The sequence below is a fragment of the Sphingobacteriaceae bacterium genome (assembly GCA_002319075.1).
Taxonomy (GTDB): domain Bacteria; phylum Bacteroidota; class Bacteroidia; order B-17B0; family Aurantibacillaceae; genus Aurantibacillus.
Genome location: NVQB01000001.1, coordinates 5,607,993 through 5,624,288 on the forward strand (window position 1 = coordinate 5,607,993; position 16,296 = coordinate 5,624,288).

Annotated in this window: 11 protein-coding genes; 1 reads left to right on the plus strand and 10 read right to left on the minus strand. The window is 40.2% G+C overall.

The annotated features are described in order from the left end of the window. Nucleotides 1-8: 8 nt before the first annotated feature. From CNR22_24210 to CNR22_24225, 4 genes are read right to left on the minus strand one after another with little or no spacing between them, the layout of a single operon-like run. A complete protein-coding gene (locus tag CNR22_24210) occupies nucleotides 9-1,004 on the minus strand; it encodes a hypothetical protein (GenBank protein PBQ34746.1) in 996 nt (331 codons plus the stop codon). Then, complete coding sequence (locus CNR22_24215) at nucleotides 1,004-4,969, minus strand: hypothetical protein (GenBank protein ID PBQ34747.1); 3,966 nt, start codon at nucleotides 4,967-4,969, stop codon at nucleotides 1,004-1,006. Before CNR22_24215 ends, CNR22_24210 begins: the two co-directional genes overlap by 1 nt. Before the next feature lies 1 nt (nucleotide 4,970). After that, nucleotides 4,971-6,239 carry a hypothetical protein gene (locus CNR22_24220; GenBank protein PBQ34748.1) on the minus strand — a complete coding sequence of 423 codons (1,269 nt, stop codon included), beginning with the start codon at nucleotides 6,237-6,239 and terminating at the stop codon, nucleotides 4,971-4,973. A 51-nt stretch (nucleotides 6,240-6,290) separates the two neighbouring features. Further along, nucleotides 6,291-9,791 (minus strand): hypothetical protein, encoded by a 3,501-nt coding sequence (locus CNR22_24225; GenBank protein ID PBQ34749.1) that lies wholly within the window; start codon nucleotides 9,789-9,791, stop codon nucleotides 6,291-6,293. A 103-nt stretch (nucleotides 9,792-9,894) separates the two neighbouring features. Between CNR22_24225 and CNR22_24230 the strand changes: the two genes are divergently transcribed. Next, nucleotides 9,895-10,812 (plus strand): DUF58 domain-containing protein, encoded by a 918-nt coding sequence (locus CNR22_24230; protein PBQ34994.1) that lies wholly within the window; start codon nucleotides 9,895-9,897, stop codon nucleotides 10,810-10,812. 361 nt (nucleotides 10,813-11,173) lie between these two features. Here the strand turns inward: CNR22_24230 and CNR22_24235 are convergent, their stop codons facing one another. From CNR22_24235 to CNR22_24260, 6 genes are all read right to left on the minus strand, one after another. After that, nucleotides 11,174-11,662 (minus strand): hypothetical protein, encoded by a 489-nt coding sequence (locus tag CNR22_24235; GenBank protein PBQ34750.1) that lies wholly within the window; start codon nucleotides 11,660-11,662, stop codon nucleotides 11,174-11,176. Between the two features lie 168 nt (nucleotides 11,663-11,830). After that, on the minus strand, nucleotides 11,831-12,895 hold the full coding sequence (locus CNR22_24240) for a hypothetical protein (protein ID PBQ34751.1): 1,065 nt from the start codon (nucleotides 12,893-12,895) through the stop codon (nucleotides 11,831-11,833). 184 nt (nucleotides 12,896-13,079) lie between these two features. Beyond that, complete coding sequence (locus CNR22_24245) at nucleotides 13,080-13,586, minus strand: hypothetical protein (protein ID PBQ34752.1); 507 nt, start codon at nucleotides 13,584-13,586, stop codon at nucleotides 13,080-13,082. Nucleotide 13,587: 1 nt separating this feature from the next. Further along, on the minus strand, nucleotides 13,588-14,556 hold the full coding sequence (locus tag CNR22_24250; GenBank protein PBQ34753.1) for a hypothetical protein: 969 nt from the start codon (nucleotides 14,554-14,556) through the stop codon (nucleotides 13,588-13,590). Beyond that, entirely contained in the window at nucleotides 14,540-15,070 is a 531-nt protein-coding gene (locus tag CNR22_24255; protein ID PBQ34754.1) for a hypothetical protein, read from the minus strand. Before CNR22_24255 ends, CNR22_24250 begins: the two co-directional genes overlap by 17 nt. Next, nucleotides 15,070-16,296 carry a hypothetical protein gene (locus CNR22_24260; GenBank protein PBQ34755.1) on the minus strand — a complete coding sequence of 409 codons (1,227 nt, stop codon included), beginning with the start codon at nucleotides 16,294-16,296 and terminating at the stop codon, nucleotides 15,070-15,072. Before CNR22_24260 ends, CNR22_24255 begins: the two co-directional genes overlap by 1 nt.

Here is a 16,296-nt window from a genome sequence, read left to right on the forward strand (position 1 = left end):
TTAAATGCCTAGAGGCGTGGACAGTTTTTAATTTCAGTACTTTTTGTTTTCTTTCCTAACCAGGTAAGCGATAACTCGTAAGCACCGCGTGTTTTAGAAACTCCTCTTAAAGTGGAAACATTAAAGTCGTAAGACATTTTAAAAATATAATTGTCTTTCTTTAAACCCACATAAAAAATACTCGCGTCTTTTACACGCATGGTGTATCCCGCCAGTGCATAAAATTTTTCTCCTTTAAAATAATAACCGGCATCCAAAGCATAAGTCTGTTGAATAATGCTCGCCTGGCCATAAATTAATACTTTAGGAATCACATAAAGGATTTCACTCACATTTACCCGCACCCCGGCATGAAGGTATTGACGGATAGGCAAGCGGTTGTTGGAGCCCACAAATGACTCTTTGGGACGTGTTAAATTAAAGGCACTGTAACCTATGAAAGGATTGAGACGCGACTGTTGTTTTCCATAAAAATAAAGTGCGCCAAAATTCACAGCCTCCTGGAATTGATTATTACCCGTAAAGTTTTCACCGCTGGAAACCGATTTATCAAAAGAACCGCCGTTGGCCGTAGACCATTGAGAATCGAAAGAAAGTACCTGGTACTCGATACGTTTTTGTGTGAAGCCAGCCTGCAATCCAAAAGATAAGTTGTGGTATTTATTTTTATCTATAGGTACCGCGTAAGAAGCAGAACCTAAAAGTTGAAGTACATTATAATTTCCGGCACCTGCGCGCATGTTCGAAATCTGTCCGCCAAAACCCCACTTCCCTTTCGGTACATCAAAGCTTGCAAGGGCAGTTGTGTATGGTTTATAGGCTAATGCATTCCACTGATTACGGAAATGAATATGCGCACGCATTTTTGTTTCTATCAATCCCGTCATAGCCGGATTTAAAAAGATAGGCGCTGCGTCATACATGCTCAGGTGAAAATCCTGCGCTTTGTTGGACAGTATAGACCCTGTACACAAAATGATTAAATATAATTTTATTCTTTTCATTATCTGATCAGGGTTACATCACCGTTCTTTTTTACCTGCCGGTTATTGTACATGTCTACCACCATTGTCCATACATAAACACCAACAGGTTGTTCTACCCCATTTTTTCTACCATCCCAGCCAAGAGTTTGATCACTTGTTTCGAAAACCAATTCACCCCAACTGTTGTAAACTCTAAATAACATGGAAGCAAAAGGTCCACCTTTTATATACAAAAGATCATTTACGCCATCACCGTTCGGCGTGAAGCCTCCTGGTAATTGTGGTAAGAGGGTCACATCAATGTCTTTACGCAAAGTATCCTGGCAGCCCGCGAAGTCGGTAACCGTTAGTTTAATACTGAAAATACCCGCTTGTTGATAGGTATGCACTGGCGCTTGTTCGGTAGAAGCACCTTCGTCTCCAAACTCCCAGTACCATTGAGCTATGTTACCAGCAGGGGTTGTAAAGTCTGAGAAATAAACTGGCTCCTGAACAACAGATGGATTATTTGTTAAACCGAATTCTGCTTTTGGTTTCGAAAACACATCCACATATTCACGGTGAGGTTCCGAAACACATCCGATACTGCGCGAGGCGCCCACCGGTGTGGCAGTAACCGTTAGAAAGGCAGAGAACCGTTCAGGCGAAGTGTAGACGTGACCTACTGTAGTAGTTGGAAAGCTGGTGTATAAAGGAGGGGCATTGAATTGAATACTGTCTCCAAACTCCCATTTCCAGGCAATGATTGGATCTGAACCTGGAGGTGCAAGCGACTGATTTGTAAACACTACCTGGAAATCCTGGCAAGCCGGAGCCACGCGGAAATCAGCTATGGGTAGTGTTTTAATACGGATCAATGTATCAAATACATCACTGCACTCAATGTTCAAAAGACTTTGTCCTGTTACCGTGAGTGTAACCAAATACTGTTGGGCTATGCTGTAAGTCTTAACGGGATTCGGTGTGGAAGAACCTCCTAAAGAATTGTTATCTCCAAAATCCCAATTGTATTTTAAGAAAGCTGTACCGTTAGCTAAAGAAGCGTCGGTAAAAATTAAAGGTGCATTCAAACAACGTTTTGGTGAAAAGGTAAACCTGGCCGTAGGTGAGGGTACAAATGTGGCCGTGAAAGCTGCAGAAGAACCCGGACATTGGCCATTGTTTGTAGATTTTAAAGTAAGTGTTACAAATCCATTTTGAATATCTGTTTCACTTGGCTGATAAAAGGAATTAACGAAATTGGCACCGGGTGTAAAAGTTCCCGGACTGGATGTGGCGCTGCTCGTGCTCCACTCCCCTGAATTGGTGTAACCAGAAACAGTTCCTGTTAAAGCTATTTGTGCATTTTTACAAGAAGGAGAAATTAAATCGTTTACCCTCACTATCGGAGCAGCCAATATCGAAGCTTTCACAGAATCTTTCGCCACAGGACAAATTCCTCCTGAGCTTTCTAAAATAAAATAAACAAAATTTGTATCAAGCGGACTTAAGCTGTAGGTGGTGTTAATTGGAGAAACCTGCGGTTGCAGATCAGAAAACGCACCGTTGGTCATATTGGAGGTCCAGAGACCTTGCGTTGCCGTACCCGAAACAGTTCCGCTTAAAGAGGTCGTTAAAGATTCGGCACAGACCGTAAAGTCTGAAGGCACACTTAAGGTTGGCTTAGGCAGCACATTTATAAGCATGGTTGCCGTTTCAGCAGCACAGATGCCATTAATAGTGGAACTTAAAGTAAGTGTTATGGTATTTTGAGAAAGATCAGCCGGACTCAAAATGTAAGTCGCAGTAGGAGAAGCATTGGTAAGCGTGTAGGCTCCTGTACCACCCTGCCATATCCCTGAAGTGGTTACACCGCTGATATTACCATTAAGGGCTATGGTGCTGGAATTTGTACAAACATTTGCTATGCTGGGCGTAATAATAACAAGCGGTGGATTTATAAAACCAACAGTTAGACTTTGCACTGTATTCGGACAACCCTGCAACGGCGCCTGACTCGTAAGATTTAACGTGATAGAATTTGCTGCAAGGTCTTGTTGAGAAGGCGTGTAAGATGTTACTACTCCCGTTCCAAAAGTACCACCGTTTCCTCCACTCCACTGGCCGCTTACCGCATTGGTTACGGTACCAGACAGAGCTACAGGTACAACATTGTTTTTACACATGATGGTACTTCCTGTAACTAAAACTTTGGGACGTTGGTTGATGACTAGCTTAACGGAGTCTGTAACAGACTTGCAACTTCCGAGTGAATTAAGATATAAGGTTATAGTTCTCGTAGGAACAGAGAACGTTGTATCGTTTACTGATACAGTGTAAATAGCGGAAACGGTATTAAGTGAAGAGCTATAAGATGAAAGGGGGGGAAATGTGCCACTACCTCCGCCGTTAATTGTAACACTACCACTAGTATAACTTGTACTCCAGTAACCAGCAATATCCGCTCCACTAACGGTTCCCGTTAAGGCGACTGTACCAGCTTGCCCGGCACAAATGGGAGTTGTGGTCTGAGTTTTAACCTGGGTTCTTCGGAGAAATGATGACATGTAGTGAAAGAGCGTTCCTCCATTCGTTGTGCCATTAAAGACGCCCATAGCAAAAAATCCATTTGAACCGGTAGAATTATATAGCAGATTGGAAGAATTTACCGGAATTTGCGATGTACTGAATGGCCCTAACTGAGCACCATAATATGGTCCTCCCTGGAGAGTTGATGTTACCGGAATTACTGTAAATAAACTGGCGGAAATCGCAATAGTATTAGAACTGTTTACAAGAGTAAAATTAGAAATAGCTGCTGCTTTGCACAACACATTTAGAAAAAAGGTGTTCCCATTATTCCTTGTAAATGTAACACTGTCAGACCCAGCACAGTTCAATGGAGGTAAAATTGCTTCTCCTAATTCACAACCATATCCGGAAGCACTTAACAAATAAACATTTTTATCTGACCTGGCATAGGTAAGGTTGTTATCCATATTATGCGTGTAGGTATCGCCTTTATTAAGAAGAACAGTAGTAGTTACTGCCCCGACAATTTCAACCTTCGTAAAATTCTGAGTAGCTACTACAAAAAACGCTTCCCCCGACCCTGCATTTAATTGTCCCCGGTTAATGATATAATCTGTGCCAACCAGATCAACGGGTACGATCTGATCTCCCATTAAGTCATAACAGCCTTGTCCCGTAGGATTAACAGAGTCGTCTGAAACAGTAACAGCAATGGGTTTATCTGATACCACGATACTTCCACTAAGATTCTGCCCCGATACATTTGTTATCTGGGTAACATTTTCGGCTGTGTAACATGCACCTTCACGGGGGAGAAAAACACTAAAACTGACATTTGCCAGGTGGCCAACGATATCGCACTTTGGGGTAATCCAAACGATGGTGTTAGGCTTGGTAGCAATAATACTAATCATCGATTTAGGTTGTGTGAAAATCCCATCTCCGTTTTGATCCTGGTTACCGCCGGCGGGAGATAAAAATCGATTATTCCATTTTGTTTGGAATGGACATAAAAATTCAGTTCCTAAAGCGTTTTGCCCCTTAAGTGAATAGGTTTCAGGATTATTGGGTGTGATAGTTATTTCATCATATACTACCGTGATTTTTGAACTGGAGGTTATCTTTACTCCGTTTGTTCTTACCACATTTGCAGGACGCGTCTCTAGAGAATCATATCCTAAACTTGTAGGACTTGCCAATGCTCCCCTCCAATAAGTAATGTCAACGAGTTGTGCTGGGGTCATGTAAATTATAGTATCCATCGATAATGGAGAGGCCGGCTGAAAAATATGTACTGTGGTTACAGGTGCGGAAAAACTTGAAATATGGAACTTGATCGGTTGCTTTGGATTATGATCTGGAGTTACCCATGGCGGAGCAAAATAAAAGAGCGTATCAATCTGCGCAACCGAAATACCAGTTTTGAACACAAAAAATAAAAAGAGTACTATGATCTTATTTTTATTATTCATACTAGTTTTTAGGTTCTTCTTTTTTAGGTTCAACTTCTGGTGTAATTACTGGCTGTGCTGTTTCCACTGCAGGACTAACCGTTTCGACAGGCTTTTGGGGTTCAGTTCCCGAGTTTGTTTCCGGCTGACTGATAGTATTCGGCGTTTCCAAGTTTGGCGTTTCCGTTTTATTCTCTGAGCCTGGTTGCGTTTCGCCTGGTGGTGTGGAAGGTGTATCAGAAGGCGTAACACCTGGTGTTTCAACCGGTGTTTCTTTTTTCTCTTCTTCTTGTTTCTTCTCTTCTTCTTTCTTCTTTTTGTTCTTTAAATTTGTTTTTAAAGAGTTATCGATTTTGTTCAATTCTTCTTCATCGGCATCTTTCACCAATTCACTCTTCGATTTTTTACGTTTGAAAGGAATCAAATAAGACAAAACAATTTCATGACTTCCACTTGAGTATTTGTTTAAAGCAGTTATAGTCATATCATAACTGTATCCAAAACTATACCGCTTATCTATCTTACAACCAAAGAGAAAGCAAGCAGACGAGTTTTGACGGTAACTAAATCCGCCCCAGAACATCTCATCATAGATAACTTTTGCGTTGTACTCAATCTGGTAGGGTGCCGGACTGGCAGAACGCACTAATACCGATGGCTGTAAAACCCACTCTTTATTGAAGTGAATACTGTAGCCGGTGTAAGCATAAAAGTGCGTCGTGTTTTTCCCATTGGTATTGTCCCAACGGATTTTAGTTGCTGGCATTTGCTGATCGCTGAACCCTAAGAAAAAGTTTTTGGTATAAAAATAAAAGCCCGCGTTGGCATCAAAAGACCAGGCTCTTAACACATCATTCGATAAAAAATTATCGTCTTTATCGTATGGTCTTGCATCGTAAACACGCACTTTGTATTGAATACCACCGGCACCGAGTCCAAAATTAATAGCTGCTTTTTTATTTATTTTTAAATGGTAACTGTAAGTTGCATAAAAAGATGTGCGTTGAAGAAGACCTATTTTCTCCGTCATAATTAAGCCACCGGCCGCCATGTTCGGTTTCTTTTTAAACTTACCATACCCACTAAACATGTAGCTTTTCGGCGCACCATCAAAGCCTACGTACTGATTTCTGTAACCCAGGTTAAATTGCGTGCCATCTTCAACACCGGCATACGCAGGATTGTAGATGTACTGGTTCATGAGGTAACTTGTATATAAAGTCTGCTGCTGGGCAAAGGATGCTCCCATGCTCAAAAACACTACAAGGCATATATATACTTTAATTTTCATTTATTTGGGTTACTATAGAATTCTATATACGTAAATTTTTGTGTAAAGGTTTTATTTTATGAGCGTCAATGTGCCTTTAATTACCGGGGTTGCGTCTTTGTCATGTAAATTAATGGTAAAGAAATAGCCGCCTACAGGCAAAGCATCTCCCTTGTAGCTGCCATCCCAGGCATTTGAGTAGCCTATACTTCTGAAAATGCGCACACCCCAACGGTTGTAGATCTCAATCTCTGCTTCCGGAAAGTACACGTCAATAAAATCGAGACGCCAATAATCGTTTTTTCCGTCATCGTTAGGTGTTACCACATTGGGAATGAGCTTCAAAATGTCAGCCACAATGGTAGAAACCCGCACTTCAGTAGTATACGAACTCGGACAACCAAACTGGTCGGTAATAGTTAAGGAGACAACATACAAGCCATTCTCTTTATAAAAGGTGGATGGATATTTTAAGGAGCTTGTTTCGCCATTTCCAAAATCCCAATTCCAGCTTTGTGCATAAGACGAGGTATCGCGGAATGACACGTTGGCTCCTAAACCCGGAATAGAATTATTGATGTGAACAAACCTGGCAACGGGACGCGGTGTAATGTTTACCGTTTTAGAAATCGCAGACTGGCAACCTTTATTAGAGGTGATGATTTTTGTGATGCTATATAGGCCTTCACTTGGAAAAACAATAGAAGTATCTTTTGCGTTAGAAAAACCAAAGCCTCCAAAATCCCAATAATGACCGCTGCTTGAAATGGCAGAAGGGGCCGCGATAGTAGACTGATCTTTAAAACCAATAAGCTGTGCAGACCCACTACAAGCGCGGGTAACAGCAAAATCTACATCCGGTAATTCATAAATAACAACAGGTTTTACAATCGTATCAGCACAATTAAAGGTATTCCTTACCACGAGTTGCGCTGTAAAAATGCCTACACTGGAGTATGTGTGCGAAGGATTTAGTTTTGTAGAGCCGATGGAGTTATCACCGAAATTCCAGGACCAGGATTTTAAAGCGCCGATTCCTGAAAGATTAAGTGATTGATCTCTGAAATCCGTTAATTGATTCAAACACACAGAGGTCACCGAAAAATTAGCATAAGGTTTTGTTTGAAAATTAACTTTAACAATATCCGTTGTACCTAAACAGAGGCCATTATTACTGGTAGTAAGCGTAAGAGTTACAAAACCCGTTAATACTTCAGAAGCCGTACCCGTATAAGTTGCGGTTAAAGCGCTGTTAGACGGCGAATACGTTCCACCTCCACCCGACCAAACTCCGGTGGAAGTCACTGTGCCCGTAATTAAGCCGGAGATAACACCCCGCGGATCATTCTCGCAGGCATTGGCATCAGCTCCTGCATTGGCATAAGAAGGTTCTGTAAAAATAACATTCACACTATCACGGGTAGGAAAACATAAGCCATTGTTGGTGCTTTCCAGTGTCAGCCAAACATTCCCCTGGGTGACATCATTTAAGCTCGGGATATAATTTGTACTTAAAGCTACGTTGTTCGGTAGAAACACGCCCGTACCTTGTGTTTGCCAGATTCCTGTGGAAGTAGTTGTTCCCGAAACCGTTCCATTTAAATTTACAGTTGCATTGTTTGAGCACTTCACGATGTTAGGAAGTGTACTTGCATTTACAATAGGCGGTTTATTAATAGTGACATTAACAGTACTGGTAACAGGATTACATCCAGCATTATTTGTACTCGTCAAAATAAAGGAGAGTTGACTCAAAGCGGTATCTGCCAAAGAAAGCTGATACTTTGGTGTAAATGTATTTATACCTGAAAGGAATGTTCCACTGCCAGGAGCCATAACACTCCAGAAACCCTGGTTGGTAGCGCCATACACATTGCCGTTAAATTGCACTGTTGGATTATTCGCACAAACAATAGAACTCGATCCTGCAGACACAATGGGCGGCTGTTTCACGTGCAATTTGAATGTATCGCTGGCCATAGGACAAATACCCGTGGTATTCAAAATAAGTTTTACATACCGTTGCGAAGCGGGAATGGTCGGAGCATTATTGGTAGTATCTAATAAGCTAGGCGTGTAAATATTATTAGTAAGCTGTGTATTTGAGCCCGAAAGACTGCCATACCCTTGTAAAATGCTCCAGATACCCGTATTTGGTCCACCCCCCACTACCCCGTTCAAAGTAAACTGCGTGTTTCCGCAGATTGTAGCTGTGGGTGCAGCGTTGGCAAAAGCAAACGAAGTAATTTCAAAATCTGAGGAATTTGCATAGGTACTTCCTGTAGAATAGCCTCCGTTAACGGCGCTGAGGCCGAAGATATCCGTACTGTTAACTAGCTGGTTGTAGGAACCTACAGGGATGTCGGTCGTAGAGAAGTAAAACCTCCCGGCAACAAGATCACTATTACTTCCCGGCACGGTTGTAAATCCTGAAGAAGCCAAAGGAAGGGAAACACCGTTACTTAACAGTGTAAAGTTTGACTGATTGCCTGAGCGGGTACAAATGTTCAGATTGAGCGAATCGGGACTTAAACGGGTAAAGGCAGCATCGTAAGAACCAGCGCAATAAACCGGAGCCAATTGGGCGCCACTCGTTTTACAGCCGTAACCACTTACATGCAACAAGTAAACAGGTTTATCTGACTTAATATAAGTAACTGCATTAGTGATGTTTACGGAATAGGTCTCTGTAGCATTGATCAACCATTGAGAACTTCCCGAAGAAGTACTTACCGTGAATCCTGTAGCGTTTAAGGGGGCTAAAATATATGCAACATCTTGAGTGCCATTACCTTTCAAAATAACATGGTCTTTGCCAATGTGATTACTTGCCGTTAACTGATCTGTAAAATACGAGGCACAAGCGTTCGGTCCGGTTATAGACCCTTTTACGGTTACAGCTACATCCTTGTCAGCAGAGATGATTGAACCGGCTAGTTGACTTGGATTAGCAGTATTATTGTCCCTTACAGAGAAGGTCTCTCCCCTGTTGAGCGTTTTTACGAAGGTTGAGTTCTTTGCATGTCCTACAGCAGCTGCTTTTGGCGTGATTAGGATAGTGGTGACCCCTGTTTGTGTTGCTACCACATCAAATCCAACACCACCATCAGATACCGTGTAGGTTAATACGTTAGATGAAGAAGGTATGGCCGCGTAAAAGTCCCGTCCAAGCGCCCTGCGACCCTTAAGACTTATCATTTCCTTGTTACTGGCGGAGCCTATAGTATAGTATACTGAAATATTTTCCTTAGAACTAATATATACACCATAAGGCGTGACACTGTTAACCGGCGCAGATTCGAGCACGGCGATGTACGAAGTAACGTCAAGCGTATAAATACTGTTAGCCGGCACGGTAAGCGTTGCGCTTAGTGCACTGCTATTAGGAAATGCAGGTTGTGAGATGTTTATGATACTGGGTTGCGAATAGGTTTGAAAATGGAAGACAATAGGGAAATCGCCCATTGTACTGGAGATGTCGGGGGCGACAAACCAAAAACTTGTATCAACCTGGGCTTTAGATTTAACAGAAATACAAAATGCACATACTAAAATCAATAAATGTTTCGTCATGCAAAAACGGTATGTTTGTCGATGGTTTTCAAATCTTAAGCAAAAATATACAAAAAATGTTGTAATATCCTTGTTTTTGCTGAAAAAGAAAGATATTTACAACATCACAATGTTAATTAATCACACTAAAATAGACCCTTTCAAGAATTTAGAGCTTCTGGCCAAGAAGGTTGTGGAGGGTTTTATAACGGGATTGCACAAAAGTCCCTTTCACGGTTTCTCGGTTGAATTCGCTGAACACAGGCTCTACAACACTGGTGAGAGTACGAGGCACATCGATTGGAAACTCTTTGCCCGCTCTGAAAAACTCTTCGTAAAGCGCTACGAAGAAGAAACAAACCTCAGATGCCAGATAGTGATAGATACTTCTGCAAGTATGCAATTTCCTAAGGATGCTGAGACTACCAAATTAAAGTTCAGTGTTTATTCAGCTGCTGCTTTGTGCGAATTGCTAAAACAACAACGCGATGCCTTCGGTCTGACGCTGTTTAACAACACTATCACCAAACACTTACCCGCAAAAGCAAGTCCGCTGCACAAAAAACTCATTTTAAATACCCTTGAGGAACTTTTAGACGACAAAACAGAGCAAACCACCACCTCCGCAGCCTCCGCGCTGAACCAAATAGCAGAGATCATCCATCAACGCTCACTTGTAGTTATTTTTAGTGATATGTTTGAAGATAATTCTGAGAACGAAGAACTCTTTTCTGCCCTGCAACACTTGAAGTACCGGAAACATGAAGTTGTATTATTTCACGTAGTCGACAAAAGCAAGGAACTAGATTTTGAATTCGAGAACAAACCTTATCACTTTATAGATCTTGAAAGTGGCGAAGAAATAAAATTAAATCCAACGCAGATAAAAGAGCAATACCAAAAATCGGTAAGTGATTTTAAAGAACAGCTTGTTTTAAAATGTGGTCATTATAAAATTGATTATGTGGAAGCGGATATTAATAAGGGATTTGATAACATTCTCTATACTTATTTGATCAAGCGGCAGATGATGGCGAAGTGATGGGGCTGATTGCGTGGATGTTTTTGACGCAGATTTCGCTGATAACACAGATTTTTGTGTGAAAAACTTATTGATTAGCTAAGATCTGGATGCCTAAAGGTTTGACGCAGATTACGCAGATGGTACAGATTTAGTGTTTAAAAAGTTACAATAGATTTAATTCACCTCCGGCGAATTTTTGATGGGCGCTGATCTGGATGCCTGAAGGTTTGACGCAGATTTCGCGGACGACGCTGAACTGGGTGTTTCCTGAAAATCAAATGGATTTAATTCGCCTTTGGTGAATTTTTGATGGGCGCAACAATCAGAGCTAACTGCGAAGTATGCGTCACTCCAACAACCGTTAGTAATTATTTGAAAATTACTTCACAAACAATCCCCAATCGTTATCCTCAAAATCAGGAATCATTTTATGAATTTCAGCAGCCCATAATTTAAACAACTCCCTGAATTTTTCCATTTCTTCGCGAAAGAGTTTTACGTAATTGGGATCAAAAGCATCTGAATAATCTAAGGTGTGATTGGAGAGCCGTAAAAATTCTGCATGATCTCGAATGACGGATGCTTTTTGCATGCAAATCACATAAGAATCAGATGTTAGTCCGGAAGATAATTTTGCGCAAATGATCATGGCGGACTCCCGTAACAGAGGCGCATGCATTTCTCGTGCTTCTTCATCTGCTGTATCCATCAAAGCATCTACGATATTCATAATCTCGTTCGCCTGGATGTAGAGCGGATGTTCGTTTAGCCGGCGCTCGTCTTCTTTTCGTTGCCTTTCGAATTCGGCATTATCTTCTTCAGAAAACTCTGCATTAAAATCGAAGTCACCGTCGTCGTCATCTATCATAAAAAATTATTTATGACGAATATAAAACTATTCCACTAAAGAGAAAACGTCCTCACTATTTTCTTACAGCTTCTAAACCAGAAAAGCAGGATAGCCTGGCGTTTTTGTCTATTCAGAATGTTTGCCAGGCAAGGCGCTCGCCAATCAACTACATCGCGCTTCTATTACCTAATTAAATCTTAGTGGAACGGCCGCCTGAAGTACAACACTAAAATACTTATCAAAATAATCGCTTTGTTCAATTCTATTAAACTGATTAAATTGAGCAATTAACGAAAAGCTAAAAACATCGTTACCGCCCTTCTCTTTCAGGTTCACATAAAAACCAGAATTTCCATTCGCAATATTTTTTTTAGTATTAACGGCATAAAAGGTAACACGATTACCAAAATAAAAACCACCGCGAGCTCTTCGTACGAGCGGGATAAAGTATTCACCAAAAACTGTTATGCCTTCAAAGGTTTCCAGTTTTCCTATCACGCCGCTTTTAGATTCAACAACCGTTTGATAGGCAGTAGTGTCAGCATTGTAAATAAGAGCTCCATCTTGAAGGGTTCGCTCGTTTAATGTGTTGTAATTATTTGTTTTTGCGTACCCCAATCCAGCCGACCATATGCCACGCCCCAGCCTGTTCAGGAAATTGAGATCCGAATGATAGTATCTGTTAAAACTTATAAAAACATTTCCCAGCAGATCATTTCTTTGACTGTTCATATTCCCATAGCCAGCTGTTGGTGTAATTAAATTATATTTCGCCTGGTCAAGTCCTCCTTTAATGCTTATCCAATTCACTGCCTGGGAGGAAGTATCATTTGTAACATTGCCAGCGGCATCCACAAGTAAATAATGGTAGCGGCTGATGATGCGGGAGTATCCACCTGAAACTCCGTATTCAAGAGGCGGGTTATCTGTTTTGTAAAGCGTAGAAACCCCGTTATTGGCTTTAAAATTGCCCTGAATAAATCCCGTATTCCAAAAATTATCGTTGTCGGCGGCTGATCGGAATAAAGCTGGAACGCCCAATTTTAATGAGACTTTATTTTCAGCGAAATTCGCTGACGCGTTGCTTATTGGTGAAGGATCTAAGTTTGATCCGTTTATTATAGAAGGAATTTCAAACCTAAGAAATTCTGGTGTGAAACGGAAGTCCTTCTGAACCGGCGACTCGCTAGTCTGCGCGCTAGCGGAAATTAAAGACCCAAATAAATAATAGCATAAATAGATTTTTTTCATGATTTTTTTTCTGTAAAAATATCTGATCCAGTAGACATCAAAGCAGGGGAAATCACCCTTTTTTAAAGTGAAAAATAATTTTCAAATGGCACAAACACCCCTTGTTATTAGTTCAAATAACTAAAAACAAATAGTTGTATGCCTGTAATTTAAGACTAACTGCTACTAGTGCGAGGGAAATTTTTTACTTACGTGCCACAATCCGCTCTTTACCCCATTTAGCAACAAGGCTGTCTTTATTAAAACTTTTGAAAACGATTCCATCCATCGCCTCATTTTGTTTTATGAGTTTGGACTGACCGTTCACGGAAACTAAAGCTGTGCTTTGTCCACTGGTAGTATTTTTAATCAGGCCCAGGTATTTAATATCCGGCAATTGTTTTGGAACAACTATCGGCGCTGGTTTTGGTGCAGGCGCTTTCTGTTGCCTGGGTTCTGAGCTAACGTAAGAACCTTGAATGGTTAGTTGAGCTTCTTTTTTTACGTCTTTTAAAAATGGGTCCTGGTAATCCATTTTTAACTTATATGTCACGCTATCTCTTGTTGTGATACTTTTTACAGAAGGCAATGTGCTATCAGAAACTGCCAGGTCGGTTTCTGAGAACGCAGAATAGATCCTGTATCCGAAAAAGCCCCAGACAAGAATGTTTATCGGAATTAAAATATATACTGCTTTTTTATTTTTTAGCATATCATTGAGTGAGGCTAAATTTTCTTTTTGAAGTGTAACCTGAAGGATTTCCAAACTTGTCGAAAGCTCTTACTTTCCACCAATAAAAGGTGCCCAAGGCATTTGGACTAAGACTTAAATCCGACACGGGAATGTAATTTATATCCGTTCTAACCTGGAAGACATTCGAAAAAAGCGAATCATCGGCAACATACACACTATCGTATAGGATATCTACATTGGCATTCCATTTAAGAGAGTCGCTTGTTTTCATTGTGCCATTGATAGCCGGAAACTGCAGTACAGGAGTTGTTGGTCCTTTTAAATCGACAGTAACTGTAAACGACACAGGATTAAACTGTGATTCACTGAAATCATTGATTGCTTTCACATTCCAGGTATAAGCCGTCGTGTTACTTTTTGCTGCCGGCAAATTATAGCTTAGCGATGTTTTTGAAACCAATGTTGTGTCTAAGATGAGGCCTTCATTTATTTGTAGCCTGTATTTTTTTGCCACAGAGATAGAGCTCCAGTTAAAAGTCACTGCAGTATTACCCACAATAGCACCCTTGGCAGGACTCACAAGATTTATGACCTGCTCACTAAGATCAGAGGTTGTATCGATCTTTAAATTAAATGTTTGATAAGGCGTGGAATATCCTGCGTTCGTTGCCTTCACTCTCCATTGGTAGGTCCCTGGTTTTAAGGCAAAATTAAATTTATTCGTAATCACGTTTGTGTCTACAAGCAACTGAACCGTATTGGTGAAATCGGGTTTTACAATTTGTAGATTGTATTGTTCGGCTCCGTCTAAAACATCCCACCAAAAAGTTACCAGGTTTATAGTTGTGGAGGCATTGTCGGAAGGAGCATTTATTTTGAGGGACTTTTTACTAATATTGGAAACCACAAAATCTTTTTGGCAAGCCCAGACGCAACTAATAGCGATTATGAATGGTAAAATCTTTTTCATATTATTTTTTTTGTTCAAAAGATTGGGTTATCAATGTGAGGTATAAATTTTTTCTTTTCGTTTGCAAATCTTTTACTGAAAAGAATCGTGCGGACATAATTTTTGAAACATATTTATAATCGTTTTCCATTTTATGAAGCAGAGATAAAAGACTATAAAAATTCCCTTTAATCGTAAAAGTGTTGGTCTGAACATTCAAATTATCGTTCTTAAAAGAAGAATTAAGCGGGATCTCTGTCACGAGGCAGGAATTTTTTTCTGCAAAGTCAGAAATATAAGCCGTTAATTTATCCCTTACTGCGGTGGAATCCCCTTTGGCATAAGCTCTTTCAAACTCTTCCATTTTTGACTTTAAGGCCGGTAATTCCCTTTCTTTGTCTTTAAGCCAGGAAAGTTTTTTTTCTTTTGCAGCAATTTCATCCACTAAACTAAATGTATCTGAAAAACTCATCCTGTAGCCTAATACAAAAAACAAGAAGAGTCCGCCGAAAAGCAAATAACATTTTTTTGTATAAGTTGAGTTCTCAAACATTATTCTGTAATGAGTTTAATTTCAAAATTTGGCAAGAGGCCCTGGTTGTTGTAAACAAATTTTTCGAGGCTAACATCTTTAATAAACTTTTGCATTTTTAAAACATTGATCCATTCGTTCACAATAAAACTCTTAGAACAATTTCCCTTTAGCAAGAGGCTTTTTGTTTTAAAGGAGACAAGGCTATCTTCACTCTCAATATCTTCTCGTTTAGGATTAAAATACAAGTCAGTAAGCACCACCTCATCAGGCAGCGTCTTCCCTATTCTATCGGCATATTCACTTAATTTATTTCCATTTAATACACCAGCGTTTTCAATAAGACTTTTGTTTTTCTGATAGTCGTCCAACAACTTATTGATCTGTTCGTATTTTCCCTGGTAAACAGAGAGCTCGGTTTCAAGTTTATTATTCTTATCAAAATAGGAAGTATAAAAAACAAGATTTACAATAGCTGCAAAAAAAGCGAGCCCTACAGCCACTATAAGTAAAAAGCGAAATTTATTTTTCTCGGCATGGGTATCTTCTATTTTTTTTAATTGCAGCGCATTTGTCTCTTTAAGCTTGCGTCTCATGAGGTAAGTGAGCCCGCCGGCAAAACCCAGTGTATAGTCCGGATGAAACACCAGATCCTCAATTTTTATTTTTTCCTGCTGACCCGAACTTTCAGAAGAAATGGTGTCCAGCAAATTGTTACTTAATTCTACTTTATGCAGACTTGTTGCGAGGCTATTAAAATTTCCCCATAAAGGCTGTAAACCCATGATCACAGGTACACCAATAAATATTGCAGCAAGCTCTTGTTTTTTAGTTTTGAATTCTAAAATAAGGTGTTCTACCTGCTCTTTTCTGCAGAGCGCAATGAAACCCGAATGATCTTCCTGTTTGTAGAGATCCGCATAAAAATCTGTAAGATGTATCGCCGGTAAATTCTGGCGAATAATTTCTTCCATTCCTGTTTGCTCACCTTCCAAAAAATTAATTTTCTTAAGTATCACTCCCTTACCGTTTACAATAAGCACCAAGGGAATTTTATTTTTCCGAATAACTTCTGGCAGAGCGTTTAAATCCTGTAAGGTGCCATTACTTATAAGTTCGAGCTTATTGTTTTTATTCCGGAGCTGCGAATAATAATAAACCTTTCCCTCTTCTCTAAAACAAATCTCTACTGCGCAAACCTCTGATTTGACATAATACTTTTGCGGTATCCATTTATCCCAAAACAT